The organism is Cupriavidus sp. WGlv3 (assembly GCF_023952475.1).
Lineage (GTDB): Bacteria > Pseudomonadota > Gammaproteobacteria > Burkholderiales > Burkholderiaceae > Cupriavidus > Cupriavidus phytorum.
This window is the reverse complement of the sequence record NZ_JALHRX010000005.1, coordinates 161,037-181,442: the sequence shown is the minus strand read 5'-3', so window position 1 is coordinate 181,442 and position 20,406 is coordinate 161,037. Positions and strand designations below refer to the sequence as shown.

21 protein-coding genes are annotated in these 20,406 nt (G+C 65.7%); 13 read left to right on the top strand and 8 right to left on the bottom strand.

Annotation, left to right across the window (positions count from 1 at the left end):
* Window positions 1–21 precede the first annotated feature (21 nt).
* Window positions 22–519 (top strand): ribonuclease E activity regulator RraA, encoded by a 498-nt coding sequence (gene rraA / locus MKD38_RS11775; RefSeq protein ID WP_252677004.1) that lies wholly within the window; start codon window positions 22–24, stop codon window positions 517–519.
* A gap of 2 nt (window positions 520–521) precedes the next feature.
* Window positions 522–938 carry a gamma-glutamylcyclotransferase family protein gene (locus MKD38_RS11770; protein WP_252677002.1) on the top strand — a complete coding sequence of 139 codons (417 nt, stop codon included), beginning with the start codon at window positions 522–524 and terminating at the stop codon, window positions 936–938.
* 46 nt (window positions 939–984) lie between these two features.
* Here the strand turns inward: MKD38_RS11770 and MKD38_RS11765 are convergent, their stop codons facing one another.
* Window positions 985–2,307, bottom strand: coding sequence for a CitMHS family transporter (locus MKD38_RS11765; RefSeq protein ID WP_252677000.1), 1,323 nt, complete (start codon window positions 2,305–2,307; stop codon window positions 985–987).
* 71 nt (window positions 2,308–2,378) lie between these two features.
* On the bottom strand, window positions 2,379–3,419 hold the full coding sequence (locus MKD38_RS11760; protein WP_252676997.1) for an isocitrate/isopropylmalate dehydrogenase family protein: 1,041 nt from the start codon (window positions 3,417–3,419) through the stop codon (window positions 2,379–2,381).
* A gap of 574 nt (window positions 3,420–3,993) precedes the next feature.
* On the opposite strand from MKD38_RS11760, the gene aceA reads away from it, so the two are divergent.
* Window positions 3,994–5,289, top strand: a complete 1,296-nt coding sequence (aceA, locus tag MKD38_RS11755; RefSeq protein WP_252676996.1) for an isocitrate lyase — start codon at window positions 3,994–3,996, stop codon at window positions 5,287–5,289.
* A gap of 374 nt (window positions 5,290–5,663) precedes the next feature.
* Here the strand turns inward: aceA and MKD38_RS11750 are convergent, their stop codons facing one another.
* Window positions 5,664–5,885, bottom strand: a complete 222-nt coding sequence (locus MKD38_RS11750; RefSeq protein WP_252676994.1) for a hypothetical protein — start codon at window positions 5,883–5,885, stop codon at window positions 5,664–5,666.
* Between the two features lie 243 nt (window positions 5,886–6,128).
* Here MKD38_RS11750 and loiP point away from each other — a divergent pair, with 243 nt between their 5' ends.
* Window positions 6,129–6,890 (top strand): metalloprotease LoiP, encoded by a 762-nt coding sequence (gene loiP / locus MKD38_RS11745; protein ID WP_252676992.1) that lies wholly within the window; start codon window positions 6,129–6,131, stop codon window positions 6,888–6,890.
* An 82-nt stretch (window positions 6,891–6,972) separates the two neighbouring features.
* On the opposite strand, the gene MKD38_RS11740 is transcribed toward loiP, so the two are convergent.
* Together MKD38_RS11740 and MKD38_RS11735 are read right to left on the bottom strand one after the other, a co-directional pair.
* A complete protein-coding gene (locus tag MKD38_RS11740) occupies window positions 6,973–7,407 on the bottom strand; it encodes a universal stress protein (protein ID WP_012353026.1) in 435 nt (144 codons plus the stop codon).
* A 173-nt stretch (window positions 7,408–7,580) separates the two neighbouring features.
* Window positions 7,581–8,531 (bottom strand): LysR family transcriptional regulator, encoded by a 951-nt coding sequence (locus MKD38_RS11735; protein WP_252676990.1) that lies wholly within the window; start codon window positions 8,529–8,531, stop codon window positions 7,581–7,583.
* A 316-nt stretch (window positions 8,532–8,847) separates the two neighbouring features.
* Between MKD38_RS11735 and MKD38_RS11730 the strand changes: the two genes are divergently transcribed.
* The 6 genes from MKD38_RS11730 (at window position 8,848) to MKD38_RS11705 (ending at window position 14,278) form a co-directional block, all read left to right on the top strand.
* Complete coding sequence (locus MKD38_RS11730; protein WP_252676988.1) at window positions 8,848–9,549, top strand: haloacid dehalogenase type II; 702 nt, start codon at window positions 8,848–8,850, stop codon at window positions 9,547–9,549.
* A gap of 51 nt (window positions 9,550–9,600) precedes the next feature.
* Window positions 9,601–11,187, top strand: a complete 1,587-nt coding sequence (gene aceB, locus MKD38_RS11725) for a malate synthase A (protein WP_252676986.1) — start codon at window positions 9,601–9,603, stop codon at window positions 11,185–11,187.
* Window positions 11,188–11,525: 338 nt separating this feature from the next.
* Window positions 11,526–12,083: a TIGR01841 family phasin PhaP3 gene (gene phaP3 / locus MKD38_RS11720; RefSeq protein ID WP_252676984.1), complete on the top strand. Its 558-nt coding sequence runs from the start codon at window positions 11,526–11,528 to the stop codon at window positions 12,081–12,083.
* 268 nt (window positions 12,084–12,351) lie between these two features.
* Window positions 12,352–13,095 carry an acetoacetyl-CoA reductase gene (gene phbB, locus MKD38_RS11715; protein WP_252676982.1) on the top strand — a complete coding sequence of 248 codons (744 nt, stop codon included), beginning with the start codon at window positions 12,352–12,354 and terminating at the stop codon, window positions 13,093–13,095.
* Window positions 13,096–13,287: 192 nt separating this feature from the next.
* On the top strand, window positions 13,288–13,719 hold the full coding sequence (locus tag MKD38_RS11710; RefSeq protein ID WP_252676980.1) for a universal stress protein: 432 nt from the start codon (window positions 13,288–13,290) through the stop codon (window positions 13,717–13,719).
* Window positions 13,720–13,801: 82 nt separating this feature from the next.
* Complete coding sequence (locus MKD38_RS11705; protein ID WP_252676978.1) at window positions 13,802–14,278, top strand: ferritin-like domain-containing protein; 477 nt, start codon at window positions 13,802–13,804, stop codon at window positions 14,276–14,278.
* A gap of 39 nt (window positions 14,279–14,317) precedes the next feature.
* Here MKD38_RS11705 and MKD38_RS11700 read toward each other — a convergent pair whose 3' ends face one another.
* Together MKD38_RS11700 and MKD38_RS11695 are read right to left on the bottom strand one after the other, a co-directional pair.
* Entirely contained in the window at window positions 14,318–14,836 is a 519-nt protein-coding gene (locus MKD38_RS11700) for a hypothetical protein (RefSeq protein ID WP_112774155.1), read from the bottom strand.
* A gap of 91 nt (window positions 14,837–14,927) precedes the next feature.
* Window positions 14,928–16,691 carry an ABC transporter ATP-binding protein/permease gene (locus MKD38_RS11695; RefSeq protein WP_252676975.1) on the bottom strand — a complete coding sequence of 588 codons (1,764 nt, stop codon included), beginning with the start codon at window positions 16,689–16,691 and terminating at the stop codon, window positions 14,928–14,930.
* Window positions 16,692–16,932: 241 nt separating this feature from the next.
* On the opposite strand from MKD38_RS11695, the gene MKD38_RS11690 reads away from it, so the two are divergent.
* Both MKD38_RS11690 and MKD38_RS11685 read left to right on the top strand, forming a co-directional pair.
* Window positions 16,933–17,889, top strand: coding sequence for a LysR family transcriptional regulator (locus tag MKD38_RS11690; RefSeq protein WP_252676973.1), 957 nt, complete (start codon window positions 16,933–16,935; stop codon window positions 17,887–17,889).
* Window positions 17,890–17,954: 65 nt separating this feature from the next.
* The gene (locus tag MKD38_RS11685) at window positions 17,955–18,941 is read left to right on the top strand and encodes a Bug family tripartite tricarboxylate transporter substrate binding protein (RefSeq protein ID WP_252676953.1); all 987 of its coding nucleotides are present in this window, start codon (window positions 17,955–17,957) and stop codon (window positions 18,939–18,941) included.
* A gap of 12 nt (window positions 18,942–18,953) precedes the next feature.
* Here the strand turns inward: MKD38_RS11685 and MKD38_RS11680 are convergent, their stop codons facing one another.
* Entirely contained in the window at window positions 18,954–19,373 is a 420-nt protein-coding gene (locus MKD38_RS11680) for a DUF1801 domain-containing protein (protein ID WP_252677197.1), read from the bottom strand.
* A gap of 244 nt (window positions 19,374–19,617) precedes the next feature.
* Here MKD38_RS11680 and MKD38_RS11675 point away from each other — a divergent pair, with 244 nt between their 5' ends.
* A complete protein-coding gene (locus MKD38_RS11675; RefSeq protein WP_252676951.1) occupies window positions 19,618–20,373 on the top strand; it encodes a helix-turn-helix transcriptional regulator in 756 nt (251 codons plus the stop codon).
* The last annotated feature ends 33 nt before the right edge of the window (window positions 20,374–20,406 follow it).

Below are 20,406 nucleotides of genomic sequence, written 5' to 3'. Positions count from 1 at the left end.
TTACCGACCAGGAGACCCGAGATGAAGCCCGTCACCACCGACCTGTGCGACGCGCATGAAGACCGCCTTGCCGACGGCACGCTGCGCGTGATGGCGCCGGTGTTCCGCGCCTTCGGCAAGCAGCCGGCGTTTGCCGGTCCGGCCGCGACGCTCAAGGTGTTCGAAGACAACTCGCTGGTGCGCAGCACGCTGGAGTCGCCGGGCCGCGGGCGCGTGCTGGTGATCGACGGCGGCGGCTCGCTGCGCTGCGCGCTGGTGGGTGGCAACCTGGGCTTGCTGGCGGAGAAGAACGGCTGGGTCGGCATCGTCGTCAACGGCTGCATCCGCGATACCGCCGAGCTGGACGTGTGCGACATCGGCATCCGCGCGCTGGCCGCGCATCCGCAAAAGAGCCAGAAGCGCAACGTGGGCGAGAGCGAGGTCACGGTGCAGATGCCGGGCGCGGTGGTGCGCCCGGGCAACTGGATCTACGTCGATGTCGACGGGATCCTGGCCGCCGACGCTCCGCTGGAGCGCTGAGCATGCCGCGCGTCTTCGTCTACGGCACGCTGCGCGCCGGCGAGGTCAACGACCTGAACGCCGCCGCGCGGCGCCACGGCATTGCCGCGCCCACGCTGCTGGGCACGGGCACGGTGGCCGGCAGGCTTTATGACTTTGGTTCCTATCCCGGCCTGGTGCTGGATGCCGGCGGCGGTCCGGTGGTCGGCGATATCTACGAGATTGCCGAAACCCTGCTGCCGGTGCTGGATGAAATCGAAGAGGTCTATCCGGGCCAGGCCACGCTGTTCGTGCGCGAGGAACAGGCGGTGCAGCACCACGGCCAGCCCGTCGCCTGCCTGCTGTATCCGGTGGCTGAAGCCGCGGCGGCCACGCTGCCGCGCATCGACAGCGGCGACTGGGTGGCCTATCGCCGCGCCCGCGATCACGCCGCTGCGTGATCCGAGCCATTCCTTGCCGGAGCGCAGGGAATGGCCGGGATCTCTGTCACGCAGACTGGCCAACGATGGGGATCACGCCAAGGAAAACGGTCGCCAGCATCATGACCAGCGCCGCTGACAGCGCCCATAGCAGGGTATAGCGCTGGTGGTCGCCGAACTCGACTTCAGCCAGGCCGACCAGCAGGTACGTCGACGCGACCAGCGGGCTCAGCAGGTGAACCTGCTGGCCAATGAGCGAGGCGCGTCCGATCTCGGCGGCGCTGATGCCGTAGACGGCGGCGGCCTTGGCCAGGATCGGCAGAATGCCGAAGTAGAACGCGTCGTTGGAAATAAAGAACGTGAACGGTACGCTCAGCACGCCCGTGACGAGCGCCATGTAGGGGCCCATCCAGTCGGGCACGGCGCTGATGACGCTGTTGGCGATCGCGTCGACCATTTTGGTGCCCGACAGGATGCCGACGAAGATGCCGGCGGCAAAGATCAGCGCTACGACCGGTACGACATTGGCCGCATGCGCGCCAATCCGCTCCTTCTGTTCATGCAGGCTCGGGTAGTTGACCATCAGAGCGATGGCGCACGCCACGATGAACAGCGCAGGCAGCGGAAATATGCCGAGGATCAGCATTGCCATCAGGCCGATGGTCAGCGCCAGGTTGAACCACAGCAGCCGGGGCCGGGCGATCTGCGGATCGCCGGTGACAACCTCCGCGGCGCCATGGCCGGATTCGCCCGCCCCGGCGGTCATCAGCGCGATGTGGCCGAGCCGGTTGCGTTCGCGCCGGCCAAGCAGAAAAGCGACGAACAGGCCCCACATGCCGGTGACGACCATCGGCAGGATCATCGGCACGAAGAGCGACCCCACATCCACCCCCAGCGCGCTTGCGGCGCGCGCGGTCGGGCCGCCCCAGGGCAGGATGTTCATCAGCCCGCCCGCCATCATGATCACGCAGGCCAGCACCAGCCTGCTGATGCCCAGCCGCTTGTAGAGCGGAAGCATGGCGGCGCAGGTGATCATGTAGGTGGTCGAGCCGTCGCCGTCCAGCGATACCAGCGCGGCCAGCACGAACGTGCCGACGACGATCTTGACCGGGTCGCCGCCCACCAGCTTCAGGATGACGCGCACTACCGGGTCGAACAGGCCGGCATCGATCATCAGGCCGAAATACAGGATCGCGAACATCAGCATCACGCCGGTCGGCGCCAGCTTCTTGACGCCATCCAGCATCATCGGTCCCAGATCCGGGCCGAAGCCGCCGATCGCGCCGAACGCAATGGGAACAAGGATCAGCGCCACCATCGCCGAGAGCCGCTTGGTCATGATCAGTGCCATGAACACGATCACCATGGAGTAGGCGAGCAGGGTCAACATCTTTCTTCAATATCTCATTGCCGGGCAGGCTTTGCGGGGCGCTGCGTGGCGGTTGTCTGGCGTGGCGCGATTCAGCTGGCGCAAACGAGGCGTTGCGTTACCGCGTCGGCGAACTGCAGCGTGGAGGCCGTGCCCTGCAGGTCGCGGGTCTTCACCTGGTCCTGGTTGAGGGTCTGCGCGATCGCCGCGCGCAGCCGCGCGGCGAGGTCCTGGCGGCCCACATGGTCGAGCATCAGGCCGGCGGCGAGCATCAGCGAGATCGGATTGGCAATGCCCTTGCCGGCGATGTCGGGCGCCGACCCGTGCACCGCCTCGAAGATGGCGGCCTGGTCGCCGATGTTGGCGCCCGGTGCCATGCCAAGCCCGCCTACGAGGCCGGCGATCTGGTCCGACAGGATGTCGCCGAACAGGTTGGTACAGAGCAGCATGTCGAAGCGCCACGGGTTGAGCACCAGTTGCATGGCGCAGGCGTCGACAATGATGTCGTCGAGATCCACGCGGCCGGCGTAGTCCTTCGCCACCTCGCGCGCCGCGTCAAGGAAGATGCCGGTGAGCGCTTTCAGAATGTTGGCCTTGTGGACCACCGTGATCTTCTTGCGGCCGTTCCTGACGGCGTACTCGAAGGCGAAGCGGGCAATGCGCCGGCAGGCCTCGCGCGTGTTGGTGCCGGTGGACACCGCCACCGCATGCGGGTCGTCGCCGACCGGGATGTAATAGTCGTGCGCCACATAGAAGCCGCCCACGTTCTCGCGCACCAGCACCAGGTCGATATCCTCGAAGCGGCCCGGCACCAGCGTGCGCACCGGGCGCACATTGGCATAGAGGTTGAAAGTCTCGCGCAGGCGCACATTGACCGAACGGAAGCCGCCTCCCACCGGCGTGGTCAGCGGGCCCTTCAGGGCGAGGCCGGTGCGGCGGATGCTGTCCAGCGTCTCTTCCGGCATGGGGTCGCCGCAGTAGTCGATGCCAGCCATGCCCGCGTGCCGGACATCCCAGGCAAAGGGAGCGCCAAGTGCATCCAGCACCCTGACGGTGGCGTCCACCACTTCGGGGCCGATCCCATCGCCGGGAATCAGCGTGGCGGAAATCTGTTCGCGTGCACGGTCTTGCATTGGCTGTCCTTTCGTGAAGTGAGCGTTTCGCTGCCGGATGATTTCGACATCGCGGCAGCCCCAATCAACAAGGGGCGGATTCTAGGCGGGGAAGGCTGTCAGCAAACTGTCAAAGTGCCGACTGTGTCATCGGGGTTTACGCGGGGGCGCCGATGCGCCCGGCAAGCCGGCGGCCCGGCCGAACATATCGACGGCGCGCCGGCGCCCAGGGCGCTGCAGACGAGCCGCGTCCACTAGCAGCTTGCGCCACATCCGCGGATTTTTCACAATGTGGAAAAAGGTTTTGGACCGCAAAAATCCCCGTTTGCGTGGCACAACGCCATTTCTCATGATGAAAGATTATGTCCCGTATCGTGAAATATTTTATGCAAGCTAATGATTTTAAAGAGAAATAAATCTTGGTGCCGGTTGGGGTTCGGGGTTGTTGCAGCGCGGTAGTGTTTTCTACACTCTTATATAAGACACAGGTCACCCGGCATGAAAACAGCGGTCGATGCAGCGGCGACGCGACGCAGCCCGGGTCAGGCGAGCACGAGATCCTCAGCCATTCCCAATCACGTTCAGGAGAGCGACCATGAACCGCCAAGAGCAGATCCAGGCCCTGCAAAAAGACTGGGACACCAATCCGCGCTGGAAGGGTATCAAGCGCAATTTCACCGCCGAAGACGTGGTACGCCTGCGCGGTTCGGTTCAAGTCGAGCACACCCTGGCGCGCCGTGGTGCCGAAAAGCTGTGGCACTTGCTGCATACCGAGCCGTTCGTCAACTCGCTCGGCGCGCTGACCGGCAACCAGGCCATGCAGCAGGTCAAGGCCGGCCTGAAGGCGATCTACCTGTCTGGCTGGCAAGTCGCCGGCGACGCCAACCTGGCGGGCGAGATGTATCCCGACCAGTCGCTGTATCCGGCCAACTCGGTGCCGCAGGTGGTCAAGCGCATCAACAACACCTTCCAGCGCGCCGACCAGATCCAGTGGAGCGAAGGCTCGGGCGACACCGACTTCTTCGCCCCCATCGTCGCCGACGCGGAAGCGGGCTTCGGCGGCGTGCTGAACGCCTTCGAGCTGATGAAGGCGATGATCGAGGCAGGCGCCGCCGGCGTGCACTTCGAGGACCAGCTCGCTTCGGTGAAGAAGTGCGGCCACATGGGCGGCAAGGTGCTGGTGCCGACCCGCGAAGCCGTCGCCAAGCTGACCGCCGCGCGCCTGGCCGCCGACGTCTCGGGCGTGCCGACCCTGGTGATCGCCCGCACCGACGCCGAGGCCGCCGACCTGCTGACCTCCGACATCGACGACAACGACAAGCCGTTCTGCACCGGCGAGCGCACCGTGGAAGGCTTCTACCGCGTCCGCAATGGCCTGGAGCAGTCGATCTCGCGCGCGCTGGCCTACGCCGAGGTGGCCGACCTGGTGTGGTGCGAGACCGGCAAGCCGGACCTCGAATTTGCCAAGAAGTTTGCCGAGGCCGTGCACGCCCGCTTCCCGGGCAAGATGCTGGCCTACAACTGCTCGCCATCGTTCAACTGGAAGAAGAACCTGGACGACGCCACCATCGCCAGGTTCCAGCGCGAACTGGGCGCGATGGGCTACAAGTTCCAGTTCATCACGCTGGCCGGCTTTCACTCGCTCAACTATTCGATGTTCAACCTGGCCTACGGCTACGCCCGCAACCAGATGAGCGCGTTCGTGGAGCTGCAGGAAGCGGAGTTCAAGGCTGCCGAGAAGGGCTTCACCGCGGTCAAGCACCAGCGCGAAGTCGGCACCGGCTACTTCGACGCCGTGACCCAGACCATCGAAGGCGGCCAGTCGTCGACGACCGCCCTGAAGGGTTCGACCGAAGACGAGCAGTTCTTCGAAGACAAGAAAGTGGCCTGACTCTCCTGGTCACTCCCGCCGGCTCGTGGGTCCGGCGGGATCGGGAGGGCGTGCGACCATCACGCTCTCTCTTTTAGGCGACGCGCCGTTCTCTCTCTCAGGGACGGCGCGATTTTTTTATTCCCAATGCGACGGCCGTACATGCGCCGGATGCGGGAGCGCGTACCGGCGACTCACTCGAAGGTGCCAGCCGCCTTGGAGAGCGTCCATCCCACGCCGAGGCATAGACCGACCCATCCAATCGCGATCAGGGCGACGTCGTGCCAGTTCATCGTGCGACGCCCAGGTCGACGCAATTTGAATGTGTCCCGTGACGAAGGCATGGCCGTCTCCCTCGAAAGCATGGGAACAGGCTAGGGCACCGATCCGGGATTTCACGGACGGATTTGTAAAGGTTTGTTGCGGTGCGGATGGGCCACTCTCAGGTGATAGCCCTTCTGCGCCCTTTTCGCCGTGATACCCTCCGGCAAAACGAAAAAAATGGGTGCCATGAAACCGCTCGTCTGTCTGTTGCTCGTGCTGGCCGTCAGTGGCTGCGCGATCGGGTCAAACTGCTCGCTGGGCCAGCGCGAGCCATGCAAGTTCATTCCCTTCATTGCTCCACCGGGCACCACCGTGGTCCCTGCAGCCGGACCGCGCTGATTCGCTGGGGGATCGCTGCAAACACGCCCAAGGCCGCCACACTTTTTGCGTCCTTCGAAGTGGAAGATTGTTCAAATGCAACAAATTGTCATTTTTGACGGCTTGCAGCATTTGGGTGATTCCCTGGCGCGGGCGGATGGCTTAAAGTGCCGGAGCCTTTATCGGCACCTCCGAGCCACTCCACCCAGAACAACATCATGAAAGCAACTCTCTCGCTCGCTGCCTGCGCCGTCGCGGCGGCACTGCTGGCCGGCTGTTCCGGCGGCATGCCCACCAATGTCGACGGCATGCTGAGCGCCGGCACCTCGCTGGCCAAGGCCGCCACGCTGTCGGACGCCGACGTCAAGAGCCTGTCGGACCAGGCCTGCGCGGAATCGGACAAGACCAACAAGATCGCCGCTGCCAACAGCACCTACGGCAAGCGCCTGGTCAAGATCATGAGCGGGCTGAAGAACAGCGACGTGCCCAACGTCAATGCCAAGGTCTACATGACCAAGGACGTCAACGCCTGGGCGATGGCCAACGGCTGCGTGCGTGTCTACAGCGGCCTGATGGACATGATGACCGACGACGAAGTGCGCGGCGTGCTGGGCCACGAACTGGGCCACGTGGCCCTGGGCCACACCAAGAAGGCCATGCAGGTGGCCTACACCGCCACCGCAGCGCGCGGCGCGGCGGCATCGGCCGGCAACGGCGCGGTGGCAGCGCTTTCGCAATCGCAACTGGGCGAGCTGGGCGAGAAGCTGATCAACGCGCAGTTCTCGCAGTCGCAGGAAACCGCGGCCGACGACTATTCGTTCGACCTGCTGACCAAGAACAAGGCCAGCACCAAGGGCCTGGTCACGGCATTCCAGAAGCTGGCCAAGCTCGACGGCGGCAAGTCCAGCATGTTCTCGTCGCACCCGGGCTCGGACGACCGCGCCAAGCATATCGAGCAGCGCATCAGCAAGGCCTCGTAAGGCGCCTGCGCCAGCAAAAAAACCGCCCGCACCGGTCATGCCGGTGCGGGCGGCTTTGCTTTGGCGCACGCTGCGCCGGGGTTCAGCGGTAGACGATCACCGGAATGTCGGTATGCGTCAGCACCTTCTGCGTCTCGCTGCCGAGCAGCAGGCCCGACAGCCCGCGCCGGCCGTGCGAGGCCATGAAGATCACGTCGCAGCCGTGGCGCTCGGCGGCGTCGATGATGCCGAGGTAGGGCACGGCAAAGGTCGACATGTCCGCGTCGAAGGTCACGCCGGCCGCCGTGGCCAGGTTCTCGACCTCTTTCAGATACAGCTTGGCCTGGTTCTCGATGCGGTCCTTGAATGCCTGCGGGGCCTCGACCACGATTTCGCTGAACGGCGTGTACGGGTATTCCTCCAGGCAGACATAGGCCGTGACGCGCGCGCCGATGGCCTTGGCGAGCTCCAGTCCGCCGTTGATGGCTTTCTTGGAGAGTTCCGAGCCGTCGGTGGGAAGCAGGATATGTTGGAACATGCGGGGCTCCTTTGCTGACTAGGGGTCGGGGCAGGGCGGCGACCCGCGCGTCGCGGCATGGCCGCGGCGCGGGGCAGCGCCTGTCTTGAATGCATTGTAGTCAGTGTGCCGAGAAGGTCATTGCGTAATGTCAATGGCATCCGAAGGGCCGCAAGCCCGCCTTGGCACCGTGCCTAGTCCGCCAGCACTTCCGCCACAGGCAGCGCGGAAGCCTGCTCGGCGCGCCGCCAGTAGGACGGATTGCCGTAGGTGTTCTTAAGGTGATCGATAAACAGCCGCACCCGCAGCGGCAGGTGCTTGCGCTGCGGGAACACCGCATGGATGCCGATCGGCGGCGCCTGGAACTCGTCCAGCACCGTCACCAGCCGTCCGCTGGCAATCTCGCTGCCGACTTCCCACCAGGAGCGCCAGGCCAGCCCGTTGCCTTGCAGGCACCACTCGTGCAGCACCGCGCCGTCGCTGCATTCCATGGTGCCACCCACCTTCACGGTCACGGCGCGGCCTTCTTCCTGGAACACCCAGCCGCGCTGCATGTTGGCGCTGGCGCCGAAGGCGAGGCAGTTATGACGCTGCAGGTCCTCGGGCGTGTTCGGGCGCCCGGCGCGCGCCAGGTATTCCGGCGCGGCCACCACCACGCGGCGGGTTTCGGCGAGCCGGATCGACACCAGGCTGGAGTCGGGCAGGTCGCCCAGGCGGATGGCGCAGTCGAAGCCTTCGTTGACCAGGTCGACGACGCGGTCGGACAGGTCCAGCGTGATCGACACGTCCGGGTGCGACTCGATGAACAGCGGCACCAGCGGCGCCACGTGCTTGCGCCCGTAGCCGGCCGGCGCGGTCACGCGCAGGTGGCCGCTGGCCTTGACGCCGCCGGCCGAGACGCTGGCCTCGGCGTTGTGCAGGTCGTTCAGGATGCGCTGGCAATCTTCCAGGAACGCCGAGCCCTCGAAGGTCAGGCTGATCTTGCGCGTGGTCCGCACCAGCAGCTTGACGCCCAGCCGCTCTTCCAGGGCATCAATACGCCGGCCAATGATCGCGGGCGCCACGCCCTCGGCCGCGGCGGCGGCGGACAGGCTGCCGCGCGAGGCGACGGATACAAAGGTCTCCAGTTGTTTGAAATGGTCCACGAATGTTTCGCCTGAGTTGCACGGGAGGTCCCGCAGGGTGCCGCGCTGGCCACGCAAAGGGTGCCAAGTCGGGCCTTTGGTCACCAGTGAAGAGGATTTGGTGCGGAGTTTTGTTTTAGTCAGCCAAGATTAGTTGTGTAAAAGTAAAAGATCAAGTGACCGACGCCCACTTTGCCGCACTGCAGCGTCTCCCTACAATTCGATGCATTCAATGGTGTACAGAGCCACGCAGCTGTGGTCTGGCCACCGTTCACTGAGTCGGCCCCTAAGTCGCCCCTGAAGTCGCCCCGTCCCGTTGCAGGTTGTCCAGGCCCCTATGAACAAGATCCGCGCCGTCGTCTTCGATGCCTATGGCACGCTGTTCGACGTGTATTCCGTCACCGCGCGCGCGGAGCAGTTGTTCCCGGGCCGCGGCGAGGCGCTGGCGCTGCTGTGGCGCGAACGCCAGATCGACTACACGCGCATCCGCACCATGGCCGCGCCCGATGGCGCGCACTACAAGCCGTTCTGGGCCATCACCGTGGATGCGCTGCGCTACGCCGCCGAGCGTCTGGGCTTGATGCTGGATGAAGCGACTGAAGCGCAGCTGCTCAAGGAGTACGCGTGCCTGTCGGCGTTCCCGGAAAACCTCGGCGCACTGAAGCGACTGCGCAAGGCGGGGCTGCCGCTGGGCATCCTGTCCAACGGCAATGCGGAGATGCTCGACATCTCGGTCAAGAGCGCCGGCATGCACGGACTGTTCGACCACGTGCTGTCGGTCGATGCGGTGCGCCAGTACAAGACCGCGCCCGCCGCCTACGCGCTGGGGCCGCTGGCCTTCGGCCTGGAGGCGCAGGAGATGCTGTTCGTCTCGTCCAACGGCTGGGACGCCTGCGGCGCCAGCTGGTATGGCTACACCACTTTCTGGATCAACCGTGCCGGCCATCCGGCGGAGCGGCTCGATGTCGCCCCCGCCGGCACCGGGCACGACATGAACGACCTGCTCGAATTCGTCCGCGCCCATGGCGTGACGGCCTAGCAGGGCGCCCAACAACCAACGCTATCGCTATCGTTTAACAGGAGAACACTGATGGCTATCACGCTGCCCGCGGGCATGAAGATTACCGGCGAAATCCTGCCGGCCTACGAAGATATCCTCACGCCGGAAGCCCTGGCCCTGGTAGACAAGCTGCACCGCGCCTTCGAGCCGCGCCGTCAGGAATTGCTGGCCGCGCGCGTCGCGCGCGCCAAGCGCCTGGATGCCGGCGAGGTGCCTGACTTCCTGCCGGAAACCAAGAGCATCCGCGAAGGCGACTGGAAGGTTGCGCCGGTGCCCAAGGCGCTGGAATGCCGCCGCGTGGAAATCACCGGCCCGGTCGAAGCCAAGATGGTGATCAACGCCTTCAACTCGGGCGCTGACAGCTACATGACCGATTTCGAGGATTCCAACACCCCCAACTGGCACAACCAGCTGCAGGGCCAGGTCAACCTGAAGGCCGCCGTGCGCCGCACGCTGACGCTGGAATCCAAGGGCAAGCAATACAAGCTGAACGACAAGATCGCCACGCTGCAGGTCCGTCCGCGCGGCTGGCACCTGGACGAAAAGCACGTCACCATCGACGGCAAGCGCGTCTCGGGCGGTGTCTTCGACTTCGCGCTGTTCCTGTTCCACAACGCCCGCGAGCAGATTTCCCGCGGCGCCGGCCCGTTCTTCTATCTGCCGAAGATGGAAAGCCATCTGGAAGCGCGCCTGTGGAACGACATCTTCGTGATGGCGCAGAACGAAATCGGCCTGCCGCAAGGCACCATCAAGGCCACCGTGCTGATCGAGACCATCCTCGCCGCGTTCGAGATGGAAGAGATCCTGTATGAGCTGCGCGAGCACAGCGCCGGCCTGAACGCCGGCCGCTGGGACTACATCTTCTCGTGCATCAAGAAGTTCAAGAACGACAAGGACTTCTGCCTGGCCGACCGCGCCAAGGTCACCATGACCGCGCCGTTCATGCGCTCGTATGCGCTGCTGCTGCTCAAGACCTGCCACTCACGCGGCGCCCCCGCCATCGGCGGCATGAGCGCGCTGATCCCGATCAAGAACGATCCGGAGAAGAACGCCATCGCCATGGAAGGCATCATCAGCGACAAGCGCCGCGACGCCACCGATGGCTACGACGGCGGCTGGGTGGCGCACCCCGGCCTGGTCGAGCCGGCCATGAAGGAATTCGTGGCGGTGCTGGGCGACAAGCCGAACCAGTTCGAGAAGCAGCGTCCGGACGTGCAGGTGAAGGGAGCCGACCTGCTGAACTTCCAGCCGGAAACGCCGATCACCGAGCACGGCCTGCGCATGAACATCAACGTCGGCATCCACTACCTGGGCGCCTGGCTGGCCGGCAACGGCTGCGTGCCGATCCACAACCTGATGGAAGATGCCGCCACCGCAGAGATCTCGCGCTCGCAGGTGTGGCAGTGGATCCGCTCGCCCAAGGGCAAGCTGGAAGACGGCACCAAGGTCACGGCCGAGCTGGTGCGCAAGCTGATTCCGGAAGAGCTGGCCAAGGTGAAGGAACTGGTTGGTGGCGACACCAGCACCTATGACCGCGCTGCCGAGATTTTCGAGCAGATGTCGACGTCGGAAGACTTTGCCGAGTTCCTGACCCTGCCGCTGTACGAAGAAGTCTGAGCAAGCCGGCACTTGCCATCAGAAACCGCAGCTTCGGCTGCGGTTTTTTTATTGCTTCCGTGTGCAGCGGCCGCGTTAAGCCAGACTTACAACTGTCATGCAGTGCAGCAATACACCGTAAATACTTGTAACATTAGTGCCTAAAGATGCACTTTGCTTGTCCTGTCTTCAATACTTTTTGGGTTTATCCCTAGGGTTCGAATTGGAGGAAACACTCTAGGATGCGGGTTCGATGGTGCGCTGCAAGATTCGCCGCGCGGCACGGTCGGAACGCTTTGTCGTGTCTGATTGCCAGCGCTGGCGCGCCATTCCGTCCCGACCACCCACAGGAGATCTGCATGTCACCTTTTACGCCCGAACAATTTGCTGCGGCGCAGAAGTCCAACGTGAGCCATTTGTTCGCGCTGACGAACACGGCGTTTGAAGGTTTCCAGAAGCTGACCGAGCTGAACCTGCAGGCCCTTAGGACCACGCTCGCCGAAGGCCAGGTCAATGTCGAAGCGGTACTGGCCGGCAAGGACTTGCGCGAAGTGTTCGCAGCCCAAGGCACCCTGGCACAGCCGGCTGCCGAGAAGGCGGTGGCGTATGCACGCCATGTCTATGAAATTGCCTCGAACACCCAGGCAGAACTGAGCAAGGCCGTCGAAGCCCAGTACGAACAGCACAACCGCAACGTCCAGGCTTTCGTCGACACCTTTGTGAAGAACGCGCCGGCCGGTTCGGAAGCACTGACCGCGCTGCTGCAGTCGGGCGTTGCCGCGGCCAACACCACGTACCAGTCGTTCCAGGACGCCGCCAAGCAGACCGCAGAAGTCGCCAAGGCCAACTTTGCCAAGACCGCCGCAGCCGCGTCGGCCACGGCGGCGAACGCTACGCCGCGCGCCGCCAAGGCGTAACAGCACAGCGCTGGCCCGGCAAGGCCGGACCGCGCGCTACACACAGATCGCAGGCAGGCAGGCCGGGAACCCCGCGTTCCCGTGCCTGCGGCACCGCGACACCATATCTTCCCGCCTCATCGATGCGCACCGGGACCGGCACGGTCCGGCCCGGCATGGCCGCGCTTTGCCTGCGCGACGGTAGTGGGAACTTGCTCGGGGACTACCGGGGGAATGTCCCTTCCTGCAAGGCAGGGGTCTTTCAATTCACGACAACGACGCAATCAGCATGACGAAGAGAATCGCATTGGTAACAGGTGGCATGGGTGGACTCGGCGAAGCCATCAGCATCCGGCTGCACGACGCCGGCTATGCCGTGGTGGTGACGCACTCGCCCGGCAACGCCAACGCCGGGGACTGGCTGGCCACAATGGCGGCCAGCGGCCGCGAAATGCGCGCCTATGAGGTCGACGTCGCCGACTATGACGCCTGCCAGGCCTGCGCCGCGCGCATCCTGGCCGACCTCGGCCAGGTCGACATCCTGGTGAACAATGCCGGCATTACGCGCGACATGGCGTTCAAGAAGATGGACAAGCCGAACTGGGATGCGGTGATGCGGACCAATCTCGATTCGGTGTTCAACCTGACCAAGCCGCTGTGCGAAGGCATGGTCGAGCGCGGCTGGGGCCGCATCATCAATATCTCGTCGGTCAACGGCTCCAAGGGCGCGTTCGGCCAGACCAACTATGCCGCGGCCAAGGCCGGCATGCACGGCTTCACCAAGTCGCTGGCGCTGGAAGTGGCGCGCAAGGGCGTGACCGTCAACACGGTCTCGCCGGGCTACCTGGCCACAAAGATGGTCAACGCCGTGCCCAGGGAGATCATGGAGAGCAAGATCCTGCCGCAGATCCCGGTGGGCCGCGTCGGCAAGCCGGAGGAAGTGGCGGCGCTGATCGCCTACCTGTGCTCGGAGGACGCGGCCTATGTGACCGGCTCCAATATCGCCATCAACGGCGGGCAGCACATGCAGTAAGAAGCGCCGGGACCGGGCCTCTGGCACCGGCCCCTGGCACGGTCCTGCAAAGTCCCCCCGCCAGCGCGCCGGCCAGGCGCCGGCCGCTGGGCATCGTTGCGTTCCGCCGCAAGCCGGATTCTTGTCCATACTGAAGCTTGACCGGCGGAGCGCCTCACCTCCGCCGCGAACCAACGCATGGGGAGGGGAATCGTGTTCAAGCACATCTTGCTGGCCACCGATGGCTCGGAACTTTCAAGGATGGCGATGGAAGCGGCGATCGGCTTTGTCAAGGCCGATGGCGCTAGGTTGACTGCCTATACCTGCATGGAAGAGTATCCCTACCTGGCCTCGGGCGACGCCGGCCATCCCAGGCGCAAGGCCTTCGAAGAGCAGGAAGCCGAACGGGCCCGGGCGCGGCTGGAAGAGGTGGTCGCCGCCGCCAGCGCGGCGGGCGTGCCGTGCGCCACCGACATGACGGCAACCGTTCCCTACAAGGGCATCATCGATGCCGCGGCAAGGCACGAGTGTGATGTGATCTTCATGGCGTCGCACGGCCGCAGGGGCCTGGACTCCTTGCTGGTCGGCAGTGAAACGCAGAAGGTGCTGACCCACTGCCGGGTTCCCGTGCTGGTCTACCGCTGAAGGCGCGGGCGTTGGCGTGGGCGTGGGCGCGCAGGGCCGCGATGCGGCCTGCCGTCGGACTCCATTGCACGGAGGTGCTGCCATGGCGGACATCGAACAGGAAAAGGTGGTCGGCGTCCTCAATCGGATCCTCGAGGCCGAGCTCGCCGGCGTGGTGCGCTACACGCACTATTCGTTCCTGATCTTCGGCTTCGGGCGCATCCCGATCGTGTCGTGGCTGCGCGAGCAGGCCGACGAGTCGCTGCTGCATGCGCAGCAGGCCGGCGAATGGATCACCACCCTCGGCGCCTATCCCTCGCTCGGCATCGGCGAGCTGCTGGACGCCCACACCCAGGATATCGGCGCGATCCTGCGCGAGTCGCTGGCCACGGAGCGGGAAGCGCTGGCGTTGTACCGGGAACTGCTCAGCCTGGTCGAGGGCCGCTCGGTCGCGCTGGAAGAGTATGCGCGGCAGCTGATCCAGCTCGAGGAGCTGCACGCTGGCGAAGTCGAGAAGATGCTGCGCAAGCCCGGCGCGCCCATGATCGCCGATCCTGCCAGAGGCGCCGACCAGGGATAAGGCCGGCATCCGTGGCACGACCGCCTGCTGCCGGCCCGCTCACTTGCTGCCGTCGCGCGCATCCCCGCCGATCGCGTCGACGATGATCATGGTGCGGTCCAGCACGCCGCGCTCGTCGAAGTACGCGCTGAAGTGCGCCGGCTGATACGCGCCGGCGTAGAGCCGGTACGACCACGCCTCGCGTTTCATCATCGGGTAGTACTCGACCGGCTCGCGCGGCAGGCCGAAGTGCTCGGCCACGTCCTGCTTGGTCCACACGCCCGGGCGCGCGGCGTAGATTTCCTTCTCGGTCAGCATCTGGCGGAAGCTGGTCAGCTTGCCGCCGGCGTCGAAGTCCGCGGCATACACCTCGAAGCCGAGCGGCTGCTTGGAATAGATCCAGCGGCTGGTGCCGTTGGCGAGCGGATAGGTTTCGGAAGGCGCGCCGAAGGTATCGCGCACCGCGCTCTGCGGGCTGCCGATCATTTTCTGCGCGGTCTGCATGGGCTGCAGCGTTGCGCACGCGCACAGCAGGGTTGCCGCGGTGGCGGCCAGCCAGACGGACAGGCGATGGCGCATGGTCGATCTCCGATAAGCACTGCGGACGGGAATCCATTCAGCATAGCGCAACGCATGCGGGCGCGCGCTGTCGCTACCGGGGTTCCGGCAATTACCAGCCAAAGCGGTAATCCTTTGCCGGATGCAGCCGCCAGGTGCCGTCGCCCGGCAGTTCCAGCACCTGGTGGTGATACTTCAGCAGCGTGGGCCGGTGGCTGACGCTGACCAGCGTCGCCTGCAAGCCGGCCAGCAACTGGTACAGGGCCTCTTCGTTGCTGATGTCGAGGGCGCTGGTGGCCTCGTCCAGCATCACATAGCGCGGCCTGGCCAGCAGCACGCGCGCGATGGTCAGCCGCTGCTGCTCGCCCAGCGACAACACCTTGCTCCAGTCCACTTCCGTGTCGAGTCCGCCAAAGCGGCCGGCAATGTCGCGCAGGTTGACGGTATCCAGCAATTGCAGCAGCTCGTCGTCTGCGACCTGCCGGCCGACATGATTGGGATAGAGCAGCTGGCTGCGCAGGCTGCCGACCACCATGTACGGATGCTGCGGCAGGAACAGCATGTCCTGCGGCGCCGGCCGCACGATGCGGCCGGTGCCGCTGTTCCAGAGGCCCGCGATCGCGCGCATCAGCGAACTCTTGCCGCCGCCGCTGGCGCCGACGATCAGCAGTCCCTCGCCGGGATGGATCGACACGCTCAGGTCGGTGACCAGCGTGCGCTCCTGGTTGGGCGTCTGCAGCGTGACATGTTCCAGCGCGAGCCGCGAGTCCTGGCGGGACTCGATGGTGGAGGCAGCCCGCGGCGCGGTCGTCTTTTTCCCGGTCAGGGTACTGGAGAACGTGTCCAGGCGGTCGAGCCCGGCCACGAACCGGCTCAGGTCTTCAAAGTTGTCGACGATCACCGTCAGCGCATTCAGCACGGCGGCAAAGGCGCCCGCGGCGCGGATCGCGCTGCCGACCTCGAGCTCGCCGTCCAGCACGCGCGAGGCCACGATCGCGCTGGGCAGCAGGATGGTCAGGAAGCCATAGCCATACTGGAACATGTTCAGCCCCAGTTGCCACCGGATGAGCCGCTCGAAGTTCTGGAACGCCTTGCCGAAGCGCCCGCGGACATGGGATGACTCCTGCGGCTCGCCGCGATAGAACGCGATCGATTCGGCGTTCTCGCGCACGCGGATCAGGCTGAAGCGGAAGTCGGCCTCGCGCTTGAGCTGGTAGAAGTTCAGGCCGATCAGCACCCGCCCGAAGCAGGCGATCGAGACAAAGGTGCCGGCGATGGCGTACACCACCAGGAAATAGACCAGCTCCCTGGAGATCATCCACAGCACCGCGCTGAACGCAATCAGCTGCAGCAGCGCGCCGATGCCGATCGACAGGAAGAACAGCGACTGTCGCGTAAAGGTGTTGATGTCCTCGGAGATGCGCTGGTCGGGATTGTCGATGCCGGCATCCGCATTGAGCTTGTAGAAAATGCGGTTCTTGAAATATCCGTCCAGGTAATGGTGGGTCATCCAGCGCCGCCAGTGCAGGCCCAGCGTGTTGCGGATGTAGTAATAGACCGCGTAGACGGGAATGGCGACGATCAGGATATACAGGCAGGTGCGGATCGAGGCCCAGAAACGGTCGGCGTCGCGCGCCGCCAGCGCCGAGGTGAATTCGCCGGTCTGCTCGTTGATCAGCACCTCGGCCTGAGTCTGGCCCAGCAGCAGCAGGATCAGCACCAGCAGCAGGCCGGCCGCCTTCCATCGCTCCTGCGAGACCCAGTAGGGTTTGGCGATCACCCAATAGCGGGTCCAGACGTGCCGGGTCGACGTGGCGGGGCGTTTGCCGGGGGGCGTAGTGCTGTCGGCCGCCTGCGGCTCGGGCACGGCGCTCATAATCCACCTCCGGGGTGCTGAGCGGATTTCATTATCGTCACATGGCGGCACGGCTCCGGGCGCGGACCGCGGCGCGGCGGAAAATGGCTATTGAAATATAGGCCAGCAAAATCGATGCCCGGCGCTTTTGCGCGAGCCCGGCCACGCGCGGGCGCCAGGCGCCACTGGCCGTGGCTTGACGCAGGCGCCGAAGCTGATTCCAATCCCGGGTGACCGTTTCCCCATCACAGGCCGCCCCCGCATGGACCGCTTCGACGCGCTGCAACTCTTCACCCGGATCGTGGAACTGGGTTCTTTCACCCGCGCCGCCAGCGCGCTGGACATGCCGCGCGCCACGGCGACCCACGCGATCAAGGAGCTCGAGGCGCGCGTCGGCGCCCGACTGCTGGAGCGCACCACGCGGCAGGTGCGCCCGACGCTGGACGGGCAAGCCTTTTATGAGCGCGGCAAGCGCGTGCTGCAGGCGCTGGAAGACGCCGAGACCTCGCTCAGCACCCAGGTGGCCGACCCGCGCGGCACGCTGCGACTGGACCTGCATGGCACCCATGCCACGCTGATCATCCTGCCGCGCATCGGCGAGTTCCGCGCGCGTTATCCGCATATCGACCTGGTCATCAGCAGCGGCGACCGCCTGGTCGACCTGATCGGCGAGGGCATCGATTGCGTGGTGCGCGCTGGCCGTCCGCGCGATTCGTCGCTGGTGGCGCGGCGCCTGGCGGAGATGCCCGAGGTGCTGTGCGCCAGTCCCGCGTACCTGGCGGCGCACGGCACGCCGCGGCATCCGTCGGAGCTGGCCGAACATGTCGGCGTCGGCTTCTTTTCCCGCAACCATGACAGCCGCTACCCGTTCACGCTGACCGTCGATGGCGAGGTGCGCGCGTTCCGGGCCAGCGGCTGGGTTTCAGTCAGCGATGCCGAGTGCTATACCAGCGCGGCGCTGGCCGGCTGCGGCCTGATCCAGGTGCCGCGCTTCCGCGTCGAAGACCATGTGCGCGCCGGGCGGCTTGTGCCGGTGCTGGAAGCCTGGCCATGCCCGGACCTGCCGGTGTCGGCGCTGTACCCGTTCCACCGCCAGCTGGCGCCGCGCGTGCGGGTGTTTGTCGACTGGGTGGCGGGCATCTATGCGGAACGGTTCGGGCCGCCGCGGGCCACAGCCGGCGTCGCGCATGGTGGAAACCCGGGCGTGCCCCCGGCCTGAACACTCACTAAGATGAAAGACCCGCCGCCGGTGCGGCGCACAACGATAACGCGGAGACTTCATCTATGGATCGTCGACAGTTCCTGAGCACCGCGGCGCTCGCGATGGCGGCCGGCGTGGCGCCGCACGCGCTGGCCCAGCAGTGGCCCGCGCGCGCCATCCGGCTGGTGGTGGCCTATCCGCCGGGCGGCGGCACCGACGTGGTGGCGCGCCTGTTCGCCGACTACCTCGCGCGCGTGACCGGGCAGTCGGTGGTGGTGGAGAACAAGCCCGGCGGCGCCACCATTCCGGCCACGCAGGACGTGATCCGCGCGAAGAACGATGGTCAGACCCTATTGGTGACGCTGGGCTCTTCGGCCACCTCGGGCGCGCATATCAACCGCGTGCCCTACGATCCCTTGACCGACCTGACCGCGCTCGCCGAACTCGGCCGCGCGCCGGTGCTGCTGGCCGCCAACAAGGACGCGCCGTACAACACGCTGAAGGAGCTGGTCGCCTACGCCAAGGCGAACCCGGGCAAGCCGATCCACTCGGCCTCGTATGGTCCGGGCACGTCGTCGCACTTCGGCCCGCTGCTGTTCAACCGGCTCGCCGGCACCCATCTTGAACCGGTGCTGTACAAGGGTTCCGCGCCCGCCACGCAGGATCTGGTGGGCGGCGTGGTGCCGCTGATGATCGACGGCCTGACCACCGGCGTGCCGCTGTACCAGGCCGGCAAGACCAAGGTGCTGGCCACCACCATCCCGGAGCGCTCGGAACTCGCGCCTGGCGCGCCCACGTTCCGCGAGCTGGGCTACCCCGAGATGGAGCAGCTGAGCGGCTATTTCGCGCTGTTTGGCCCCAAGGCCATGCCCCGCGAGACGGTGGAGGCGGTCTCCGCCGCGGTGCGCAAGGTGCTGGCCGATCCCGCTTACCAGAAGCGGCTGGCGGGCGTGGGCGTGCTGCCGCCGCAGGCGGTCACGCCCGATGCGTTCGCCACGCAGATCCGCGCGGACCACGCACGCTGGGGACAGTTCATCAAGGACATCGGCTTCAAGATCGAGGGAAGCTGAAGCTCCGGCGCTTCACGCGTCGTCTTGCTGGCTGGCCTTTGCCCGGGTGCGCGCCGGCGCTTTTTTCTTCGCCTTGCCCTGGTTGAAGGCGATCGCGGCGCGGACCAGGGCCTTGAGCGCGCGTGCGTCGATCTTGTCGCCCTCGGCGAGGTCGATCGCGCGCCATTTGTTGCCACCGAGGCCGGCGTTAAAGAGGTGGTCCGGGTCGGGCAGGCTGGCGCCGTTGGTAAAGGTAATCTTCACCTTGGCCTTGTGGGCGTTGGCGACGGCGATCATGCCGTCGCGCGACCATACCGGGCTACCCATCCATTTCCATTCCTCGACGATGCCGCTGTCGGCGGCGAGGATGGCCTTGCGCAGGCTGGCCAGGGTCTGGCCGCGCCAGTCGGCCAGGCCCACGATCAGCTGGTCGATCTGTTCAGATGGATGCATTGATGCTCGTTCCTCAGGGTTCTGGCTGACCGGCTTATCATAGCCGCTCGGTGCGGTCTCGCCGACCAGCGTCAGCCAGGGGAGTTCAGCCATGGTCAACAGCACTTCGCTTCCCCCGAACGGGGCGTTCCATGGCAGCGAAATTCGCCTACCCTCGCAAGCTTCATCGGCCGGCGGCCAGTTGCCGCACGGCTGCGTCTTCACGATCGCGCCCGCGACGGGCGCGCATCCTGTCGGAGATTGCATGAAGGTAGACCCCCTCCGTGACTGGCAATACGCCGAGACCGTGCTGAACGCGCGCACGCCGCAGGAAGTGGCACAAGTGGCGCTGCGCGCGGCCCGCGCCATGGGCTTCAACCACCATGCCTACGTCATGAAGCAGCCCGTGCTCGGCCCGCAGGACGACAACGACTTCGTCTGCTTCCACGATTTTTCGGCGGACTGGGCGCGGGCGCGCTACGAGCCGTTGCGCGCGAAGCGGCACGAGGATGGCGACGCGCGCGTGGCGCACGTGCGCGCGGGCATGCCGGCGACGTCGTGGAATGCGCTGGGCGAGGTCGACCACACGCGCCGCGATATCGGGCAGAGCGCGCGCAAGCTGCTGCGCAGCGCGGGCGAACACGGGCTCAACGCGGGCCTGACCATTCCGCTATGGACGCCGGGGATCGACTGGGCCTTCATGACGCTGACCACCGATGCCACCTCCGACCTGCGCGCGCTGCGCACCACGCTGGCGCCGATGAGCTACTTCGCGCACTGCCTGCATTCCGCACTGCGGCGGCTGCAAGGCGAGGCCGCGCGCCCGGCGCTGAGCCGGCGCCAGCGCGAGATCCTGCACTGGGCGGCGATCGGCAAGACCACCTGGGAGATCTCCACCATCCTCGGCATCAGCGAGAGCACCGTCTACTTCCACCTCAACGTTGCCGCCGACAAGCTCAATACGCGCGGGCGCCAGGCCACCTGCGCGCGCGCGGTGGCGCTGGGGCTGCTGTCGATCTGACGCCGATGCGGCTTTCACCGGGCGGCCGGCCGT